Below are 21831 nucleotides of genomic sequence, written 5' to 3' on the forward strand. Positions count from 1 at the left end.
TTCATCTCTAGAGCCCACTCTCGAACGCGTCGATCTCGTCCTGCGACAGCGACAGCAGGGAGAGGTCGGACGGGGTGAAGCCGCCCGCCTCGGGGCGTTCGGCGTGTGTGACCAGGGCGCGCAGCCCCTCGAACCAGTAGTCGGCCACTTGGCGGACCTCGTCCTCCGCCAGCAGGTCGCCCGGCCAGGACCAGATGGCCACCAGCCGCACCCCGTCGGGGCGGTCCTGGGCGACGGCGCTGACACCGAGGGCGTGGGCCAGCGGCAGGGCGGGGTCACCGCCGGAGCCGAGGGTCTCGGTGGCCTCCGGCGGTGCGGCCCAGTCCTCGGCCCGTACCGCCGCGGGGTCCACCGCCGGGAACCGGCCGAGGTAGTTGAAGCCGATCTGCGGGGCGGGGAGCGCGGCAAGCTCCGGACCGTGCTCGGGGTGGAGATGGCGCAGCAGCCCGTAGCCGAGCCCCTTGTCGGGCAGGGCTCGCAACTGCTCCTTGACCGCCTTGAGCGCGGTGCCCAGCGCCGCGCCCCCGGTGCGCAGATCCTCCCCGGACACCGGCCCGGGGTCGACGGCGACCGGGTACAGGCTGGTGAACCAGCCGACCGTACGGGACAGGTCGAGCCCCTCGGCGATCTCCTCGCGGCCGTGGCCCTCCAGACCGATCAGCACCGCCGACCCGTCGCCCCGGCCGCGCTCCCGCCGCCAGCGGGCCACCGCCAGCGCCAGACCGGTCAGCAGGACGTCGTCCACCCCGGCGTTGAAAGCGGCGGGCACCGTGCCCAGCAGCGGTCCGGCCACCTCGGCCGGCAGCGTCACGGTGAAGCTGCGGGCGCTGCCCACCACATCGCGGGCCGGGTCCAGCGGACGGTCCGCGAGCGCCGGGTCGTCGGTGGCCAGCACCGCACGCCACCGCTCCAGTTCAGCGGTGCGCGGCCCGGCCGTGGCCTGCTCGGCCAGCAGCCGCGCCCAGCGGCGGAAGGAGGTGCCCACCGGGGCGAGCCGGACGTCCTCCCCGGCGGTCACCGCCCGCCACGCGGTCTTCAGGTCCTCCTGGAGGACCCGCCAGGACACCCCGTCCACGGCCAGGTGGTGCACCACGAGCAGCAGCCGCCCGGGGCGGTCATGCCCGGCGTCGAACCACACGACCCGCACCAGTTCGCCGTCCTCGGGGGACAGTTCGCCCTGGACCCGGGTCTGTTCCGCGGCGACCCGTCCGATCAGCTCGGACGGCGCCACTCCGGTGATGTCCACCCGGCTGGTCAGCTGGGCCGCCTCCACCGCGCCCTTGGGCGCGATCTCCAGCCGCGGTCCGGCCCCGCCACCCGCGGGCAGCACCCTCGCCCGCAGCATGTCGTGGTGGTCCAGGACGGCCTGGAGGGCGGCGGCGAGCAGGCTCTCGGAGCAGTCCGCGGGCACCTGCACCAGACTCGCCTGGTGCACGGTGCCGGTCGGCCCGCCCCGTTCGTAGAGGTCCAGCATCACCGGGGTGAGCGGCAGTTCACCGAGGGCGTCCTCGGGCGCCTCACCGGGGGCGGCGGCCGTCTCCTCACGGGCGACCCGGGCCAGCGCCCGGACCGTCTTGTGCCGGAACACCTCCCGCAGGCTGATCAGCAGCCCGGCCTTACGCGCCTTGCTGGCGAGCTGGATGGAGACGATGCTGTCGCCGCCCAGCTCGAAGAAGTCGTCGTCCGGACCGACCTCCTCGACACCCAGCACCTCGCGGAAGAGCGCGGTCAGCAGCTCCTCGCGGGAGCCGCCGGTGTCCTCCCCGACGCCGGTGTCCTCCCTGACGCCGATGTCCTCCGCGGCCCCGGCCACGGCCCCGGTGCGGGCGCGGGCCTCCAGCTCCGGGCGCACCGCGGCCCACCAGCGGGCGGGCGCGTCGTCCCCGAGCTCTCCGAGCGGGCTGTCCGGTGCGGCGGCCATGGCCTCCAGCACCCCGCGCAGCGCGGCCATCAGCCCCTCGATCTCGGTGGCGGTGAACAGATCGGGCCGGTAGCCGAGCCGGCAGTGCAGCCCGGCGCCGTCCAGACCGGCGTCCAGCGTGAGCGGGTAGTGGGTGGCGTCGTTCATCTCCACGTCCACCGCGCGCACCCGGCCGTCGTCCTCGCCGCCGAACCCGGCGCCGTCGGTGGGCACGTTCTGGAACACCAGCAGGGTGTCGAAGAGTTCACCGTGGCCGGTCTCGCGGCGCAGCTCCACCAGTCGGACGTGCTCATGGGGCAGCAGCGCGGTCTGCCGGTCCCACAGCCCGCGCAGCAGCGCGGCCGGCGATGCGGCCGGATCGATACGCACCCGCACCGGGACGGTGTTGATGAACAGCCCCACCATCCGCTCGACCCCCGCCACCTTCGGCGGCCGTCCGGCCACCGTGGTGCCGAAGACCACGTCCTCGGAGCCGGTGATCCGGCTGAGCAGCAGCCCCCACGCGGCCTGGACGACGGTGTTCATGGTCACCCCGAGCCGCTGGGCGGTGGCGGTGAGCGCGGACACCAGCGCCTTCGGCAGATGGGCGGAGACCTTCTCCGTCATCACCGGCAGCCGGTCAGGATCGGCGGGCGCCAGCAGGGTGGGTCCGGTCAGCCCCGCCAGCTCCGCGCGCCAGGCGGCCCGGGTGGTTTCCCGGTCCTGGGCGGTGAGCCAGCGCAGATACTCGCGGTACGGACGGGCCGGGGGAAGCTGTGAACCGTCGCCCTCCGCCGCGTACAGCCGCATCAGCTCGTCCAGCAGCACGGGCGTGGACCAGCCGTCGAGCAGCAGGTGGTGCCAGGTGAGCACCAGCCGGTGGCGGCCGGTGGCCAGCCGCACCAGGGTGCAGCGCAGCAGTGGCGGCCGGGCCGGGTCGAAGCGATGGGCGCGGTCCTCGGCCATCACCCGGGCCAGCTCCGCGGCCCGCTCCGGCTCGGGGAGCCCGCTCAGATCCCTTTCGGACCAGGGCAGTTCCCCTTCGGCCAGCACGATCTGCACCGGCTGGGCCAGCCCGTCATGGGCGAATCCGGCGCGCAGGTTCTCATGACGGCGCAGCAGCCCCGCCACGGCCGCCCGCAGCGCCCCCGGGTCCGGCTCGCCCTCCAGGTCCAGACCGAACTGCACGGTGTAGACGTCGAGTTCGGCCTCGCTGTAGAGGGAGTGGAAGAGCAGCCCCTCCTGGAGCGGTGCCAGCGGCAGGACGTCCACCAGGTCCGGATGGGCCCGCTCCAGGGTGTCCACCTCGCCCTGGGTCAGGGAGACCAGCGGGAAGTCGGACGGGGAGCGGCCCCCGGCACCGGTGGCCGAGGCCAGCGCCTCCAGGGCGGTCCGCCAGCCGTCGGCCAGCTCCCGCACCTCGTCCCCGGCCAGCAGATCGCCCGCCCAGGTCCAGCGGGCGGCCGGCTCCTCACCGTCCGCCGTCCACTCGATGTCCAGCGCGTACGGCAGCGGGGCGTCCGGCGCGCCGAGCGGGGTGGCCACGGCAGCGCCGGGGGTGACCCGGATCTGCGGTGCGGCGAACCCGGCGAACACCGCAGCAGTCTGCGGGTTGAGATGGCGCAGCAGACCGTAGCCGACCCCGTGGTCGGGCACCGCGGCCAGCTCTTCCTTGATCCGCTTCAGTGCGGCGCCCGGCTCCCGGCCGTCGCCGGTGTCCAGGCGGACCGGGCGGGTGGCGGTGAACGGGCCCACGGTGCCGGACAGTTCCTCCGGGGCGCGGCCGCGGCCATCCGCCGCGAGGTCCAGCAGCAGCCCGGCCGGGGCGGGCCGGCCGTGCCGGTCGCGCCACGCGGCCACCGCGAGGGCCAGCGCGGTCAGCAGCACCGTGTCGGGGTCGGTGGCGAACCGCCGGGAGATCTCGGTGAGCGCCGCGGCGGGCAGGGCCGTCTCCAGGGTGCGGGCGGTGGCCGTGAGGTCGCGGGAGGGGTCCGGGGTGCGGGCGCCCAGCGGGGTGTCCCCCGCGCCCAGCACCCCGGTCCACACCGCCACTTCCCCGATCCGGGCCGGGTCCACGGCCTCGGCGGCCAGCCGCTCGGCCCAGGTGCGGAAGCCAGTGGCCACCGGGGGGAGCTCCGGGCTCCGGCCCTCGTCTGCCGCCCGCCACGCCGCCTCCAGACCGTCCAGCAGCACCGGCCAGGAACCGGGGTCGGCCGCGAGCTGGTGGACGACCAGCAGCAGCCGGTGGACGGCGCCGGGTCCGGCGTCGAACCACACCGCCTGGACCACCACACCGCGCTCCGGGGCGAGCCGGGCGCGGGCGGCCGCGGCCTCCTCCCGTACGGCGGCGTCCAGCGGTTCGCCGGTCAGCTCCCGGGCGTCGACCCGGGTGAGCGCGTCGGCGGCGGACACCGCGCCGCGCGGCAGGGTCTGAAGGCTCCACACGTGGTCGCCCACCTGCCGGGTGAGCCGCAGCCGCAGGGTGTCGTGATGGTCCAGCAGCGCCTGGAGCGCGCCGGCCGGTCCGTCCCCGCCGGTCGCCGTCCGCGTCACCAGGCCGTGGCGGCCGAGGTGGTCGGCCGGGCCGCCGGTGCGCAGCACATGCAGGGCGGGGGTCAGCGGGATCTCGCCGACCCCGGCGTCCGGGGCGGTCCGGTCCGGTTCCCCGGTGGCCACCGCCGCCGCGGCCAGCTCCTCGACCGTACGGTGACGCAGCACATCGGCGGCGGTGAACTCCAGCCCCGCCTCCAGGGCCCGGCTGACGAGCTGGATGGAGACGATGCTGTCGCCGCCCAGCTCGAAGAAGCCGTCGTCCGGGCCGACCCGCTCCACTCCGAGGAGTTCGCCGATCAGCGCGCACAGCAGCCGTTCCTTGGCGTCGCGCGGCTCCCGGCCGCCGCCCCCGCCCAGCCGCGGTTCGGGCAGCGCGGCCCGGTCCACCTTGCCGTTGGCGGTCAGCGGCAGCTCGTCCAGCGTCATCAGCGCGGCCGGCACCATGTACGCGGGCAGCCGCGCCGCCAGATGGGCGCGCAGCGCCTCCGGGCCCGGCGGCCTGCCGCCCCTGGCCACCGCGTAGCCGATGAGCCGGTCGCGGCCGTGTTCATCGGGGCGTACGGCCACCGCGGCGCGGTCCACCTTCGGATGTGCCGCCAACGCCGCTTCGATCTCGCCGAGTTCGATGCGGAAGCCGCGGACCTTGACCTGGTCGTCGGCGCGGCCGACGAACTCCAGCTCGCCGTCGTCGCGCCAGCGGACGACGTCCCCGGTACGGTACAGCCGCTCGCCCGGTCCGCCGAACGGATCGGCGACGAACCGCTCGGCGGTCAGCACCGGCCGGTTCAGATAGCCGCGGGCCAGTCCGGCCCCGGCGATGTACAGCTCACCGGCGACCCCGGCCGGGACCGGGGCCAGCCGGTCGTCCAGGACGTAGACGCGGGTGTTCCACACCGGGCGGCCGATGGGCGCGCGCACCGCCCCGGCCAGCGGACGGCTCAGGGTGGCCGCCACGGTGGCCTCACTGGGCCCGTAGGCGTTGACCATCCGGCGCCCGGCCGACCAGCGCGCCACCTGGTCCGGGGCGCACGGCTCCCCGCCGACGGCCACCGTGCGCAGGGCGGGCAGATCGGTGTCGGGCACGGTGGCCAGGGCGCCCGCGGTCAACTGGAAGTGGGTGATGTCCCGGTCGCGCAGCAGCGCGGCCAGTTCGGCGCCCACGGGCGCGCCGTGGCCGTCCGGCAGCACCAGCGCGGCCCCGCTGAGCAGGGTCATCGCCAGATCGGCCAGCGAGACGTCGAAACTGGGCGAAACGGCTTGCAGCACCCGGCTGTCGGCGTCGAGACCGAAGGTCTCCCGGTGGGCACCGGCCATGGACGCGATCCCGGTGTGCGGGACCACGACGCCCTTGGGACGGCCGGTGGAACCGGAGGTGTAGATGATGTACGCGGGGTGGGCCACGTCCAGCGGCCGCACCCGGTCGGTGTCGGCCGGGTCGCCGTCGGCCGCGGCGGCCAGCTCCACGAGGGTCCGGTCCGCGTCGACGACCAGCGGCTCCGGTCCGGTGGCCGTCCCGATCCGCTCGGCCTCGGCCGCGGTGGTGAGCACCAGCGCGGGCCGGGCGTCCCGGGCGATGAACGCGATCCGCTCATCCGGGTAGCCGGGGTCCACCGGCAGATACGCCGCCCCCGCCTTCAGCACGCCCAGGGTGACCGCGAGCCAGTCCAGCGACCGGGGCACGGCCACCGCGACCGGGTCCTCGGGGCCCGCGCCCCGCGCCATGAGCAGCCGGGCCCACCGGTTGGCGCGCGCGTTCAGCTCCGCGTAGGTCAGGCTCCCGGCGTCCGCGACCACGGCGGTGCGCCCGGGGGTGCGGGCGGTCTGCGCCGCGAACAGCTCCGGGAACGTGGCCGGTCCGGCCTCGTGCGTGGTGTGGTTCCACTCGACGAGCACCCGCTGCCGCTCCGCGCCGCGCAGCAGCTCCACGCCGCCCACCGGTTGCCGCGGATCCTCCGCGACGGCGGCGAGCACGGCGCCGAACCGCGCCGCCAGGGACTCCACGGTGGTGTGGTCGAACAGCTCGGTGCGGTAGGTGATCTGGCCGCGCAGCCCGGCGGGCGCACCGTCCGCGTCGAATGTCTCGCCCAGCTCCACCCCGAGGTCCACCTTGGCCGAGGTCAGCTCGAACGCGGCCGGGGAGGCGGTGAGTCCGGGCAGCTCCAGCCGCGGGGCGGCGTTGTTCTGGAACGCCAGGAACACCTGGAACAGCGGGCTGTGGGCGCTCCCGCGGTCGGTGCCGAGCGCGTCGACCAGCTTCTCGAACGGCACGTCCTGGTGGGCGTAGGCCGCCAGGTCCGCGGTCCGGACCCGGTCCAGCAGCTCCCCGAAGCCCGGGTCGCCGCTGAGGTCGGTGCGCAGCACCAGGGTGTTGACGAAGAACCCGACGAGGTCCTCCAGCGCCTCGTCCGCGCGTCCGGCCACGGCGGTGCCGATGGGGATGTCGTCCCCGGCGCCCAGCCGGTGCAGCAGGGTGGCGAGTCCGGCCTGGACCACCATGAACAGGCTGACCTGGTGCTCACGGGCCAGTCCTGCCAGCCGTGCGTGCAGTTCAGCGCTGTACGTGAACTCCACCACCCCGCCCTCGTGGCCGGGTTCGGCAGGACGCGGCCGGTCGGTGGGCAGGGCCAGTTCGGCGGGGGCGCCGTCGAGGGCGTCCCGCCAGAAGCCGAGCTGCCGGGAGACCAGGCTCTCCGGATCGTCCTCCGCGCCGAGGAGAGTGCGCTGCCACAGGGTGTAGTCGGCGTACTGGACGGGCAGCGGGGTGAACTCCGGGGCGTGGCCCCTCACCCGGGCCGCGTAGGCGGTGGACAGATCGCGGGCCAGCGGGGCGTTGGACCATCCGTCGCTCGCGATGTGGTGGACGGTCAACAGCAGGACGTGCTCGTCCTCGGCCACCGCGAACAGCTCGGCGCGCAGCGGGAGCTCGGCGGCCAGGTCGAAGCCGCGCGCCGCGGCCTCGCGCAGCGCACCGGCGAGCCCGTCCGCGGGCACATCCGCCGTCCGGAGCGGGACGGTGATCTCCTCCGGGGCCAGCACCTGCTGACGGGGCCGCCCCTGGGTCTCGGGGAAGACGGTCCGCAGACTTTCGTGGCGGCTGAGCACATCGCCGAGCGCGGCGCGCAGCGCCTCCCGGTCCAGGGTGCCGCGCAGCCGGATCGCGATCGGCACGTTGTAGGTGCCGCTCGGACCGTGCAGCCGGCCCAGGAACCACAGCCGCCGCTGGGCGGAGGACAGTGGGATCTCCGCGGGCCGCGCGGCCGGGACCAGCGCCGGGCGCGTGCCGCCGGTGTCCGCCAGCCGCCGGGCCAGCAGCCGCGCGGTGGGCGCCTCGAACACCGCCCGGACGTCCACCTCCGCGCCGAAGGCCGAGCGGACCCGGCTCAGCAGCCGCACCGCGCTGAGCGAATTGCCGCCGAGCGCGAAGAAGTCGTCGTCCACGCCGACGCCGGGCAGCTCCAGCACCCGGGCGAACAGCCCGCACAGGATCTCCTCGCGCGGATCGCCCGGCGCCCGCGCGGCCGTGTCCCCGGAGCGGAACTCCGGCTCCGGCAGCGCCGCCCGGTCCAGTTTGCCGTGCGTGGTCAGCGGCAGCGCGTCCAGCACCACCACCGCGTCCGGGACCATGTACGCGGGCAGCGTCCGGCCCGTCCATGCGCGCACCGCGTCGCCGTCCAGGGTCCGCCCCGGACGCGCGGTGGCGTAGGCGACCAGCCGCCGGGTCCCGGGGCTGTCCTCGCGGACCACCACGGCCTGCGCGGCCACGTCCGGATGGGACGCGACGGCCGCGGCCACCTCGCCGGGTTCGATGCGGTGGCCGTGCAGCTTCACCTGGTCGTCGGCGCGCCCGGCGAACACCAGGTTGCCGTCGGGCAGCCGCCGGGCCAGATCGCCGGTGCGGTACATCCGGCTCCCGGCCCGGCCGTACGGATCGGCGGTGAACCGTTCGGCGGTCAGCGCGGGGCGGCCCAGATAGCCGCGGGCCAGTGCGGTCCCGGCGATGTACAGCTCGCCCACCACCCCGGCGGGCACCGGCCGCAGCGCGGCGTCCAGGACATAGGCCCGCACATTGCCCTGCGGACGGCCCATCGGCACCGGCCCGCCGGGCAGTTCCTCCCCCGGCGCGATCCGGTACTCGGTGCAGTTCACGGTGGCCTCGGTGGGCCCGTAGACGTTCCACACGGTGGCCGCCGGATGGCGCTCCCGCCACTCCGCCAGCGCCTCCCCCATCAGCGCCTCACCGCCGAGCAGCAGCTCCCGGGCGGGCGAGAAACCGTCGGGCAGCGCGCCCAGCAGCGGCAGATGGCTCGGGGTGGCCTTCAGGAACGTCACCGGGGTGTCCGTCAGCCGGGCCGCCACCGGGTCGTTCTCCTCCAGCGCCCCGACGAGCACCGTGCCACCGGTCATCAGCGGGGTGAACAGGGCGGTGACGGTGAGGTCGAAGGAGACCGGCGAGTGCAGCAGCGCCGCCCCGGCCGCGCCGGAGTACGTCCGCGCGGTCCACGCCAGGTAGTCGGCGACCGAACGGTGCGCCACCACCACGCCCTTGGGGCGTCCGGTGGAGCCGGAGGTGTAGATGACATACGCGGGGTGGTCCGGGCCGAGCGGGGCCGTACGGTCGCCGTCGGCCGGCGCGTCCGAGGGCAGCGCGGCGAGGGCCGCGGCCGTCCCCGGGTCGTCCAGCACCACCCGTTCCACCGTGTCCCCGGGCAGCGCGGCGGCCGACTCCGCGGTGGTCACCAGCAGCACCGGGGCGCTGTCGGTGAGCATGTGGCCGATCCGCCCGGCCGGGTACGCCGGGTCCACCGGGACGTACGCGGCACCGGACTTCACCACCGCGAGCAGTGCGACGACCAGGTCGGCCGAGCGCTCCATCGCCACCGCCACCAGCCGCTCGGGACCGGCGCCACGCGCGATCAGCTCATGCGCCAGCCGGTTGGCACGGGCGTCCAGCTCGGCGTACGACAGCGTGGTGGCGCCGTGGACCAGCGCGGTCGCCTCCGGTGTCCGGGCCACCTGCGCCTCGAACAGCTCCGGCAGCGTCCGCTCCGTGGCCGGGAGTTCGGGCCCGGCCCACTGGGACTCCAGCAGCGCCCGCTCCTCCGAGCCGAGCAGATCGACCCGGCCGACCGGCAGATCGGGAGTGGCGGCGATGGTCTCCAGCAGCCGCCGCATCCGCCGGGTGACGGCGGTGGCGGTGTCCGCGTCGATGAGATCGGGGCGGTGGTACCAGTGCAGCGCCGTCCGCCGCTCGTCCGCCATCACCACCATGCCCAGCGGGTAGTGGTTGTCGCCCTTGGTGTCCACCTCGGACAGGGTCAGTCCGTGCACCGGTCCGCCGGAGCCGTCCGCGCCGTCGGAGGGGAAGTTCTCGAAGACCACGGCGGTGTCGAAGAGGGTGCCCAGACCCGTGAGCCGCTGGAGGTCGGCAAGCCCCAGATAGTGGTGGCCCAGCAGGCCGACCCGCCCCTCCTGGACCCGGACGAGGGTCTCCAGCAGGGTGGCGGCGGGGTCGATCCGCACCCGTACCGGCACGGTGTTGCTGAACAGCCCCACCATGGACTCCACCCCCGGCAGCTCCGGCGGGCGGCCCGAGACGGTCTCGCCGAACAGCACGTCGTCCCGGCCGGTCAGCCCGGCCAGCACCAGCCCCCACGCGCCCTGCACCACCGCGTTCATGGTCAGGCCATGGCGGCGGGCGAGCGCGCCCAGCGCGGCGGTCAGCTCCGCGGGCAGCTCATCGGTGATCCGGCCGGGCAGGACGGCCGTCCGGCCTGCCGCGTCCGGCGCCACCAGCGTCGGCGCCTCCACCCCGGCCAGCGCGGCGCGCCAGGCGTCCTCCGCCGCGCCCCGGTCCTGCCGGGACAGCCAGGCCAGGTAGTCGCGGTACGGGACGACCGGCGGCAGCGCCGCGTCCTCGCCGCCGCTGCCGTACAGCGCGAACAGCTCACTCGCCAGCACCGGCGCCGACCAGCCGTCCAGCAGCAGGTGGTGGGCGGCGAACAGCAGCCGGTGGGTGTGCTCACCGAGCCGGATCAGGGTGAAGCGCAGCAGCGGCGGACGCTCCGGATCGAAGCGGTGGGCCCGCTCCGCGCGCAGCAGCCGGTCCAGTTCGGCGGTGCGCGCGTCCTCGTCGAGACCGCTGAGGTCGATCTCGTTCCAGGGCAGTGCGGCCTCGTCCGGGATGAGCTGCAACGGCCGTCCGTCGGCGGTGCGGTGGAATCCGGCGCGCAGGGTGTCATGGCGGCGCAGCAGCCCGCTCACGGCGGCGCGCAGCGCGCCGGTGTCCAGCGCACCGGACACATCGACAGCGAGCCGGGTGATGTAGACGTCCTCGGCGTCCCGGTCATACGCGGTGTGGAAGAGCAGCCCCTCCTGGAGCGGGGAGAGCGGCAGGACATCGGTGAGTCCGGGCTGGGCGGCGGCCAGCCGGTCGATCTCGGTCTGGTCCAGCTCCACCAGCGGCAGATCGGACGGGCTGAGCCCGCCGCCACCGGGCCGCCCGGCGTGTGCCACCAGCGCCTCCAGCGCGGTGAACCAGCCGCGCGCCACCTCCGCCACCTCGTCCTCGGTGAGCAGCTCACCCGGCCAGGTCCAGGTGGCCGACAGCCGCGGGCCGTCGGCGTGGGTCTCGGTGACCGCGTTGACGGTGAGCGCGTACGGCAGCGGGGTGGCCGCGTCCGCGCCGCCGCCCAGACCGCCCCCGGGGCCGTCCGTGTCGTCGGCGGTGCCGATCCGGCCCAGGTAGTTGAAGCCGATCTGCGGTGCGGCGTACGTCGCCAGGGTCACGGCGGTACGCGGGTTGAGGTAGCGCAGCAGCCCGTAGCCGATGCCGTGGTCCGGGACCGCCCGGAGCTGCTCCTTGACCCGCTTCAGCGCCCCGGCCAACTCCGCTCCGGCGGCGGACACCTGGTCACCGGGGACCGTCCCCGGGTCCAGCCGCACCGGGTAGAGGCTGGTGAACCAGCCGACCGTACGGGACAGATCGGCGCCCGGCACGATCTCCTCACGGCCGTGGCCCTCCAGGCCGACCAGCACCGAGGAGGTGTCCCCGCGGCCGTGGCGGCGCCGCCAGTCGGCCACGGCCAGCGCCAGCGCGGTCAGCAGGACGTCGTTGACCTCGGCGCGGAACGCGGCGGGCACCGGTCCCAGCAGCGGTCCGGTCACCTCGGCGGGCAGCCGCAGGGTCAGATGTCCGGCGGTGGCCAGGGTGTCCCGGGCCGGGTCCAGCGGACGTGCGGTCAGCGCCGGGTCACCACCCTCCAGCACCCCGCGCCACAGCGGCAGTTCCCGCATCCGCTCCGGCTCCGAGGCGGCGGCCGTCAGGGCCCGCGCCCAGGCGCGGAAGGAGGTGCCCACCGGCTCGGGGACAAAGCGGCGGCCGGTGGCGGCGGCCTCCAGCGCGGCGGTCAGCTCGGGCAGCAGGATGCGCCAGGAGACCCCGTCCACCGCCAGGTGGTGGATCACCAGCAGCAGCCGCCCCGGCCGCTCCGGGCCCGCGTCACACCACACCGCCTGCACCATCCGGCCCTCGCCGGGCGCCAGCCGGGACTGCGCGGCGCCGGACTCCTCGGCGGTCAGCGCCGCCAGGGCGGTGTCGTCCAGACCGGGGGTGTCCACCCGCCGCAGACAGTCCTCGGCGCGCACCGCTCCGCGCGGCGCCACCTCCAGGGTCCATTCGCCGATGTCCTCGATGCGGTGCAGCCGCAGCCGCAGTGCGTCATGGTGGTCCAGCAGCGTCTGGAGCACCTGGCCGACGCGCTCGGTGTCGAGCCCCGCGGGGACGGGGACGGGCATCGCCTGGTTGAACTGGTCGACCGGACCGCCGTGTTCACTGAACCAGTGGATGATCGGGGTGAGCGGCACCCCGCCGATCCCGTCCGAGGGCGCGGTGCGCCGTGCGGGGGCCTTGCCCTCGGTGGCCACCCGGGCCAGCGCCTCCACCGTCTTGTGGGTGAAGACATCACGGGGGCTGAACCGCAGTCCGGCCTTGCGGGCCCGGCTGATGAGCTGGATCGAGCCGATGCTGTCGCCACCGAGCTCGAAGAAGGACTGGTCCGCGCCGACCCGTTCCACCCCCAGCACCTCGGCGAAGAGCGCGCACAGCAGCTTCTCGCGGTCGGTGGCCGGTTCGCGTCCGGTGTCGTCGGCGCCGAAGTCGGGCGCGGGCAGGGCCTTGCGGTCGAGTTTGCCGTTGACCATGAGCGGCAGCGCGGCCAGCGGGATGAACAGCGCCGGGACCATGTACGCGGGCAGCAGCCCGGCGACGTGGTCGTGCAGCGCCCCGGCCGCGGGCGTCGCACCCGGCGCGGGGACGACGTACGCCACGAGCTGCCGTACGCCCGGCTGGGACTCGTGGACCACCACGGCCGCGCCGTCCAGTTCCGCGTGGCGGGCGAGCACCGCCTCGATCTCGCCGAGTTCGATCCGGAAGCCCCGGATCTTCACCTGGTCATCGGCGCGGCCCACGAACTCCAACTGACCGTCCGCCCGCCAGCGCGCCACATCCCCGGTGCGATACATCCGCGAGCCTGCCGGACCGAAGGGGTCGGCGGTGAACCGCTCCGCGGTCAGCGCCGCCCGCCGCAGATAGCCACGCGCAAGACCCGGACCCGCCACATACAGCTCACCGGCCACCCCCGGCGGAGCCAGCCGCAACGCACCGTCCAGCACATAGGCCCGCGTGCCATGGACCGGTGCGCCGATCGGCGGTGTTCCGGCGCCGACGGTCAGCGGTTCGCTCATCGACACGGCGACGGTGGACTCGGTCGGCCCGTAGGCATTCACCATCCGGCGCCCCGGCGCCCACCGCTCCACCAGCTCCGCCGGACAGGCGTCACCACCGACGATCAGGCAGTGGAAGTCCGGCAGTCCGGCCTCGGGAACGCTCGCCAGCGCGGCGGGCGGAATCAGGGCATGGGTCACCCCGCGGGAGGCGAGCACGTCGGCGAGCGCCTCCCCCGCGAGCGGACCGGGCTCCGGAACGACCAGTGTGGCACCGGCCGTCAGCGCCATGCACAGCTCCAGCACCGAGGCATCGAAACTCGGCGAGGAGAACTGCAACACCCGGCTCTCCGCCGTCACCGCGAACCGCTCCCGCTCAGCCGCAGCAAAAGCAGCGAGCCCACGGTGCGAGACAACAACCCCCTTGGGCACACCCGTCGAACCCGACGTGTAGATGACATACGCCGGAGCATCCAACGCCGCCGCCACCTCAGGCGCGGCGACCGACAACTCCTCGTCCCCATCGAGCAGCACGACCGTGTGACCGTCGGGCACCACACCCGCATACGCCTCCGTGGTCAGCACCACCACCGGACGGGCGTCATCCAGCATGAACGCCACCCGCTCCGCCGGATAATCCGGATCCACCGGCAGATACGCCGCACCCACCCGCATCACCGCAAGCGACGCCACCACCGACTCCACCGAACGCCCCAACACCAGAGCGACCACATCCTCCGCGCCCACACCCGCCGCGGCCAACCGCCCCGCCAACGCCCCCGCACGCGCATCCAGCTCCGCATACGACAACGCCACCCCGGCCGACTCCACCGCCACCGCATCCGGCGACACCGCCACCCGCTCCGCGAACAACTCCGGGAACGTCGCCGGTGCGATCACACGGTCCGTGGTCCGGCCGCCGCCCAGCTCCCGGAGCTCGTCGTCGGAGAGCAGCGCGATCCGTCCGGCCGGGCGGTCCGGCTCGTCGACCAGCGTGCGCAGGATGCGCACCAGCCGTTCGCCCGCGACCGCGACCTCGGCCTTCTCGAAGAGGTCGGGACGGTAGTTGAGGACCAGCCGCAGCCGTCCCTCGAAGACATGCGCCACCAGGCACAGCGGATAGTGGTTGGCGTCCAGTACGTCGAAGCCGTCGATCCGCAGCTCGCCCGCGAGTGCCCGCAGTGACTCCAGGTCGAAGGGGAAGTTCTCGAACGCCACGTAGGTGTCGAAGAGTTCGCTGTGCCCGGCCAGCCGGTGGATCTCGCTCATCCCCAGGTGCTGGAACGGCATCAGCTCCATGTGTTCGCGCTGGAGCCCGGCGAGCGCGTCGGCCAGCGGGGTGGCCGGGTCGATCCGCATCCGCACCGGCAGCGTGTTGATCAGCATGCCGACCATCCGCTCCACCCCCGCCACCTCCGGCGGGCGGCCGGAGACGACCGTGCCGAAGGTGACGTCGTCCCGCCCGGTCAGCGCGGCCAGCAGCAGCGCCCAGGCGCCGTGCACGGCGGTGGAGAAGGTCAGGTCACGGCCGCGCAGCCGGGCCGACAGCGCCTCGGTCTCCGCCTCCGTCAGCTCCAGCGCGAGCTGTTCGGGGTGGACGACCGCACGGCCCGGGTCGGCCGGGGCCAGCCGGGTGGGTGCGTCGACGCCCTCCAGCGCCTGCTTCCACACCTTCCCGGCCCGGCTGTCGTCCTGACCGGCCAGCCACGCCAGATGGTCGCGGAACGGGGTGACGGCGGGCAGCGCGGCGGTGTCGCCCCCGCTGCCGTACAGCTCGAACAGCTCACCCAGCAGCACCGAGGTGGACCAGCCGTCCAGCAGGATGTGGTGGAAGGTGCACAGCAGCCGGTAGGCGCCGTCGCCGAGCCGCACCAGCAGGAACCGCATCAGCGGCGGCCGGGACAGATCGAAGCGGTGGGCCTTCTCGGCGGACTGCAACCGCTCCAGCTCCGCGGTGCGCGCCGCCGCGCCGAACCCGCCCAGGTCGGCCTCGGCCCAGGGCAGTTCGACCTCCCGGGAGACCACCTGCACCGGACGGCTCTGCTTGGGGTGCAGAAAGCCGACGCGCAGATTGGCGTGGCGGCGCAGCAGGGCCGCGGCGCTCTCCCGCAGCGCGGCCACGTCCAGCGTCCCGCCCAGGTCGAGGACGACCTGCACGGTGTAGACGTCATGGCCCTTCTCGTCGTACAGCGCGTGGAAGAGCAGCCCCTCCTGGAGGGGCGACAGGGGAAGGATGTCCTCGGGGCCCGACTTCGTCATTGCAGCGTCCTCCACTCGGCTTCCAGGCCGTCGATCTCGTCTTGGGATAGCTCCACCAGCGCCAGGTCCGACGGTGCGTAGCCGCCCGCCTCCGGCTCCTCGGCGTGGTCGGCCAGCGCGCGCAGCGCGCGGAACCAGCCGTCGGCCAGTTCGCGGACATCGGCGTCGGACAGCAGCCGGCCGGGCCAGGTCCAGGAGGCCAGCAGCCGGTGGCCGTCCGGGTGCCGGTGGGCGATCGCGTTCAGCTCCACCACGTGCGACAGGGGCTGGTGCGGATCGCCGTCACCGAGCACGGCGTCGGATTCGGCGGCGGGGGTCCAGTCCGCCGGGGCGGAGCCGGGCGCGTCGGCGCGGCCCAGGTAGTTGAAGAGCAGATGCGGGGTGGCGAGTCCGGCGAGCCGGGACCGGGCCGTGGGGTCGAGGTGGCGCAGCCGTCCGTAGTCCGCGCCCTCACCGGGCAGGGCGCGAAGCTGTTCCTTGACGGCGCGCAGCGCCGCCCCGGCCGCCGGTCCGCCGGACCACAGTCCGGCCCAGTCGCCGTCGGCCACACCGGGGTCGAGCCGGGCGGGGTGGATGCCGGTGAACCAGCCGACGGTACGGGTGAGGTCGAGGCCGTCGCCGGAGTCGTGGCGGCCGTGGCCCTCCAGGTCCACCAGCGCGCCGGGGCCGCCGGGCCGTCCGCGCCGGGCCCGCCAGTCGGCGACGGCGAGGGCGAAGGCGGTGACCAGCACCTCGTGCACGGTGGCGCGCAGCGCGGTGGGCACGGTGGTCAGCAGGGGCTCGGTGCGGTCGGCGGGCAGGGTCATGGTCAGCCGCCGGGCCGTCCCGGCGGTGTCGGTGGCCGGGTCCAGCGGGGTGTCCACCAGTCCGGGTGCGGGCCGCCGCAGGGTCCCGGCCCAGGTCCCGGTTTCGGCATCATCGGTGGTCCGGTCGGCCAGGGCGGTGGCCCAGTGGCGCAACGAGGTGGTGGCGGCCGGGAGTCCGGGTGCGCGGCCGTCACCGGCGGCCTCCCAGGCGGTGCGCAGATCTGCCAGCAGGATCGGCCAGGACACCCCGTCCACCGCGAGGTGGTGGACGGCGAACAGCAGCCGTCCGGGGGCGCCGGGACCGGCGTCGCACCAGACGAGCTGGGCCATCACCCCGGCCTCCGGGTCCAGCCGCCGCCAGGCGGCGTGTGCCTCCTCGGTGACGGTGGCGCGCAGCGCAGCGGCGTCCTGACCGGCCACCCCGACCCGCCGGACCAGGTCCCGCGCGGCCACGGCGCCGCGTTCGGCGATCCGGTACGTCCAGCCGTCGCCATCCCGCCGGGCGCGCATCCGCAGCGCATCATGGTGGTCCAGGACGGCGGCGAGGGCGGTGGTGAAGCGGTCGCCGTCGCCCGCACCGGGCGGCACCCGGGTGAGGGTGGTCTGGTGGAACGAGGTGAACGGGCCGCCGGGTCCGCCCCGTTCCTCCAGCCAGCGCATCATGGGCGTGGCCGGGAGCTCCCCGGTGGCGCCGACGGCCGTCCCGGGCGCGGGGGCCGCGGCGGGGCCGTCGTCCGGGAGCGCGGCGGCGATCCGGGCCACCGTCTTGTGCTCGAAGACATCCTTGGGCGCGAGGTCCAGGCCCATCCGGCGGGCCCGGGCCACCAGTTGGATGGAGACGATGCTGTCGCCGCCCAGTTCGAAGAAGGAGTCGTCCGGGCCGACCCGGGCCACCCCCAGCACCTCGGCGAACAGCCCGGCGAGCGCCTCCTCGCGCGGGGTGCGCGGTGCCCCGGAGGCGCCGTCGTCGTCCCGTTCGCCGGTGTCCGGGGCGGGCAGTGCCCGGGTGTCCAGCTTGCCGTTGGGGGTGAGCGGCAGCTCCGCCAGCGCCACGAACGCGCCGGGCACCATATGGTCGGGCAGCACTCCGGCGGTGTGCTCGCGCAGCTCCGCCGCGTCCACCGCCGCGCCCGGCGCGGCCACCGTGTAGCCGACGAGCCTGCGCAGCCCCGGCTGGTCCTCGCGGACCACCACCGCGGCCCGCGCCACGGCGGGGTGGCGGCGCAGCACGGCCTCGATCTCACCGGGTTCGATCCGGTAGCCGCGCAGCTTCACCTGGTCGTCCACGCGGCCGAGGTAGTCGAGCACCCCGTCCGGCCGCCAGCGGGCCAGATCGCCCGAGCGGTACATCCGGGCGCCGGGGGCGCCGTAGGGGTCGGCGACGAACCGTTCCGCGGTCCGGCCGGGGCGGCGCAGATAGCCGCGGGCGAGCTGGCCGCCCGCGATGTACAGCTCACCGGGGACCCCGGGCGGTACCGGCCGCAGCGCGCCGTCCAGTACGTACACCGCCGTGTTCGCCATCGGCCGGCCGATCGGCACCGGTCCGGCCGGGATCTCCTCGCCCGGGCCGATGCGGTGTGCCACACAGCCGACGGTGGCCTCGGTGGGCCCGTACTCGTTGACGACGGCGGCGCCGGGCCGCTGCTCCCGCCACTGCGCCACCACCTCACCGAGCAGCGCCTCACCGCCGACGACCAGGTCACCGGTGGGCGAGAACTCCTCGGGGAGCACACCGAGCAGTCCGAGGTGGGACGGGGTGGCCTTGAGGAAACCGGGCCGGGGCGCGCCGTCGCCGGGACCCTCCAGCGCGGTGACCCGTATCCGGCCGCCGCTGATCAGCGGCGCGTACAGGGCCGTGACGGTCAGGTCGAAGGAGACGGGTGAGTGCAGCAGCGCGCTCTCGGCCACCGACGGGTAGCGCTCCCGGGCGCAGTCCAGGTACACCGCCACCGAACGGTGTGCCACCACCACGCCCTTGGGGCGGCCGGTGGAGCCGGAGGTGTAGATGACGTAGGCGGGGTGGTCGGCGGTGAGCGGGGCGCGGCGGTCGGCGTCGCACGGGTCCCGCTCCACCGTCCCCGTGGTGCGGGACACATCCAGCACCGGCAGTCCGCCGTCCACCGCCGCGGCGGTGGACGGGGTGGTGAGCACCAGCGCAGGAGCCGCGTCGGTGAGCATGTGGGCGATGCGCTCGGCCGGGTAGCCGGGGTCCACCGGGACGTACGCGGCACCGGACTTGACCACCGCGAGCAGCGCCACCACCAGTTCGGCCGAGCGCGGCAGCACCACGCCCACCAGCCGCTCGGGTCCGGCGCCGCGCGCGATCAGCTCATGGGCCAGCCGGTTGGCCCGCGCGTTCAGTTCGGTGTAGCGGTAGGTGACCGCGCCCTCGACCAGGGCGGGCGCGTCCGGGGTACGGGCGGCCTGGGCCTGGAACAGCTCGGGCAGCAGGGCGCGCGGGGCCACGGCGGGGGCCTGGTTGAAGCCGTACAGCACCTGTTCGCGTTCGGCGGCGGTGAGCAGTCCGACGGTGCTGAGCGGCTGATCCGGTGCGGCGGTCACCGTCTCCAGCAGCCGGACGAACCGGTCGGCCATCCGCTCGACGGTGTCCCGGTCGAACAGGTCGGTGGCGTACTCCAGCCGTCCGTCGATCCCGGTGGCGGCGCCCCGGTCGGCAGCCCGCTCATCCAGGCCGAACAGCAGGTCGATCTTGGTGACTCCGGGGTCCACCTGCTGCGGGGTGGCGGTCAGTCCGGGCAGTTCCAGGGTGGACTCGGATGGTGTCTGCACATCCATCATCACCTGGAACAGCGGATTGCGGGACAGTGAGCGCTCCGGGTTGAGCGCCTCCACCAGCCGTTCGAACGGCACGTCCTGGTGGGCGTGGGCGGCCAGCGCCATCTCCCGGCTGCGGTCCAGGAGTTCACCGAACGCGGGGTCACCGCTGAGGTCGTTGCGGAACACCACGGTGTTCACGAAACAGCCGATGAGGTCGTCCAGCGCCGGATCGGTGCGCCCGGCCACCGCGCTGCCCAGGGGGATGTCGTCGCCCGCGCCCAGTTTGCCGAGCAGCACGGCCACCGCGCTCTGGAAGACCATGAACAGACTGGCGCCGTGCGCGCGGGCCAAGCCCGCCAGCCGCTCATGCAGTCCGGCGCCGATGGCGAACCGCACGATGTCACCGCGCTGGCTGAGCACGGGCGGCCGGGGCCGGTCGGTCGGCAGCGACAGCTCCTCCGGCAGCCCCTCCAGGGCGCGTGTCCAGTAGGCGAGCTGGCGGGCCAGCGGGCTGTCCGGGTCGTCCTCGTCGCCGAGCACACCGTGCTGCCACAGCGTGTAATCGGGGTACTGCACGGCCATCGGTGTGAACGCGGGCGCCTGCCCCGCCGCCCGTGCGGTGTACGCCCGGCCCAGGTCGCGGGCGAGCGGGGCGAGCGAGAGGCCGTCGGCCACGATGTGGTGCAGCACCACCAGCAGCACATGCTCCCCGGGGCCGAGCACCAGCAGCCGGGGCCGCACCGCCGGCCCGGCCGCCAGGTCGAACCCCTCGGCCACCACGGCGGCCACGGTGGCGTCCAGCGTGTCCTCGGTGGCCTCGGTGGCCGTCAGCACCACCCGCGCGTCCGCCTCGGCGGGGGTGAGGACGTGCTGCCGGGGGCGGCCGTCGGTGTCGGGGAAGACGGTGCGCAGGCTTTCGTGGCGGGCCAGTACGTCGGACAGCGCACGGCCCAGCGCGGCCCGGTCCAGCCGTCCGGACAGCCGCAGCGCGAGCCCCATGTTGTAGGCGCCGGTGGGGCCTTGGAGCCGGTTCATGAACCACAGCCGCTGCTGGGTGAGGGACAACGGCAGTTCGACGGGGCGCGCCATCGGCGTCAGAGCGGCCCGCGCCCCGTCGGCGCCCTCCAGCCGGGTCGCCAGCCGGGCCACGGTCGGCGCCTCGAAGACGGTGCGCACCGACAGCTCGGCGCCCAGGGTCTCGCGGATCCGGCCGAGCAGCCGGATGGCGGAGAGCGAGTGGCCGCCACGTTCGAAGAAGTCGTCGTCCACACCGACGCGTTCGGTCTTCAGCACCTCGGCGACCAGGGCGCACAGCGCCTCTTCCCGCGGGGTGCGCGGGGCACGGTAGGGCGCCCGCGCGGCCTCCGGGGCCGGTGGCGCGGGCGCGGCCACCGGCGCGGTCCAGCCCTCGGGCAGCGGCAGGTCCAGCGCGCCGACGGTGTCGCCGGGGTCCGCGTCGGCCAGGGTGGCCAGGAAGTCCACCAGCCGCTGCCGGTGACCGGCGACCGCGTCGTGGTCGTACAGATCGGCGTTGGCGTGGAAGTCGATGAGGAAGCCGTCGCCCGGCTCCCGGTTGTCCACCACCAGCGACAGATCCTCCTCCGGGCCGATGGAGAAGCCGCGCACGGTGGACGGACGGCCCGCGAAGGTCAGCGGGGTGCCGTACATGATGAGGTTGATCTCCGGGCCCCACAGCCGTTTGCACGCCCCCACCCGGCGCAGATCGCGGTGCACGTCCTCGTAGCGGTAGCGCTGGTGGCGCAGCACCTCGTGGAGTTCACGGCTGACGGAGGCCAGCAGCGCGGCCACCGTGGTGTCCGGGCCGACCCCGGTGCGCAGCGGAAGCGCGTTGGACACCATGCCGGGGGTCCGCCGGGCGGCCTGGCCGGGGCGGGCGGCCACCGCCAGACCCAGCACCACATCGGTGGCGCCGGTGAGCCGGTGCAGATACGCGGCGATGGCGGCGACCGTCACGGCCGGCCAGCTCACCCCGGTCTCCCGGCCCAGCGCCCGCAGTCCCTCCGCGGTCTTGGCGGGCACCTCCCCGGCCAGCCGTACATGGTCGGTGGGCACCCGGTCCGGCCGCGGTGCCAGGCTCACCGGCTCGCCGAGCCCGGCCAGCCGTCCGGTCCAGAACTCCCGGTCCTGCGCGAACCGTTCGGACTCCCGGTACGCCACGTCCTGGGCCACCAGGTCGCGCACCGAGCCGAAGGGGCCGCGCGACGGCTCCTCCCCGGCCACCAGCGCGGTGTACACCTCGGCGACCCGGGCCACGATCAGCGACCAGCTGTAGCCGTCCACGATGGCGTGGTGCACCCGGCTGAACCAGATGTACCGGTCCTCGGCGAGGGTGATCAGCCCGAACGTGAACAGCGGCCCCGCGGACAGGTCCACCGGGGCCGCCACCCGCGCGAGCATCCACTCCTCCGCCTCCGCGGAAGGATCGGCCGCGCCACTGACGTCGAGCGTGTGCAACGGCCAGTCCACGGCCTCCTGGACGATCTGGCGCGGTCCCCCGTCACCGGGTACGAACCGCAGCCGCAGGGTGTCGGCCTCGTCCACGGTGCGCCGCAGCGCGGTCTCGAACAGCGCGGTGTCGACCGGACCGGAGATCTCGACGCATTCGGCGATGCTGTACATCGGGTTGTCCGGATTCACCTGCTGGGCGAGCCACATTCCGGACTGGGCGGCCGTCAGCGGCACATGGGGACCATTCTGATCGGCCATTGCCATTCACCTCGATTGGGTAGGCTCATCGATCGGGCCCAACCCTACGGAGCTTCGGGAACGGCCCCACGGGCTCATGAAAAACTT

2 protein-coding genes are annotated in these 21831 nt (G+C 74.8%); both read right to left on the reverse strand.

Annotation, left to right across the window (positions count from 1 at the left end; translation table 11 throughout):
- Window positions 1-7: 7 nt before the first annotated feature.
- Window positions 8-15433, reverse strand: a complete 15426-nt coding sequence (locus tag NMK44_RS41995) for a non-ribosomal peptide synthetase (protein ID WP_302887914.1) — start codon at window positions 15431-15433, stop codon at window positions 8-10.
- Window positions 15430-21744, reverse strand: a complete 6315-nt coding sequence (locus tag NMK44_RS07350) for a non-ribosomal peptide synthetase (RefSeq protein ID WP_254739616.1) — start codon at window positions 21742-21744, stop codon at window positions 15430-15432. Before NMK44_RS07350 ends, NMK44_RS41995 begins: the two co-directional genes overlap by 4 nt.
- Between the last annotated feature and the right edge of the window lie 87 nt (window positions 21745-21831).

The sequence above is a fragment of the Streptomyces cucumeris genome (assembly GCF_024295805.1).
GTDB classification, from domain to species: Bacteria; Actinomycetota; Actinomycetes; order Streptomycetales; family Streptomycetaceae; genus Streptomyces; species Streptomyces cucumeris.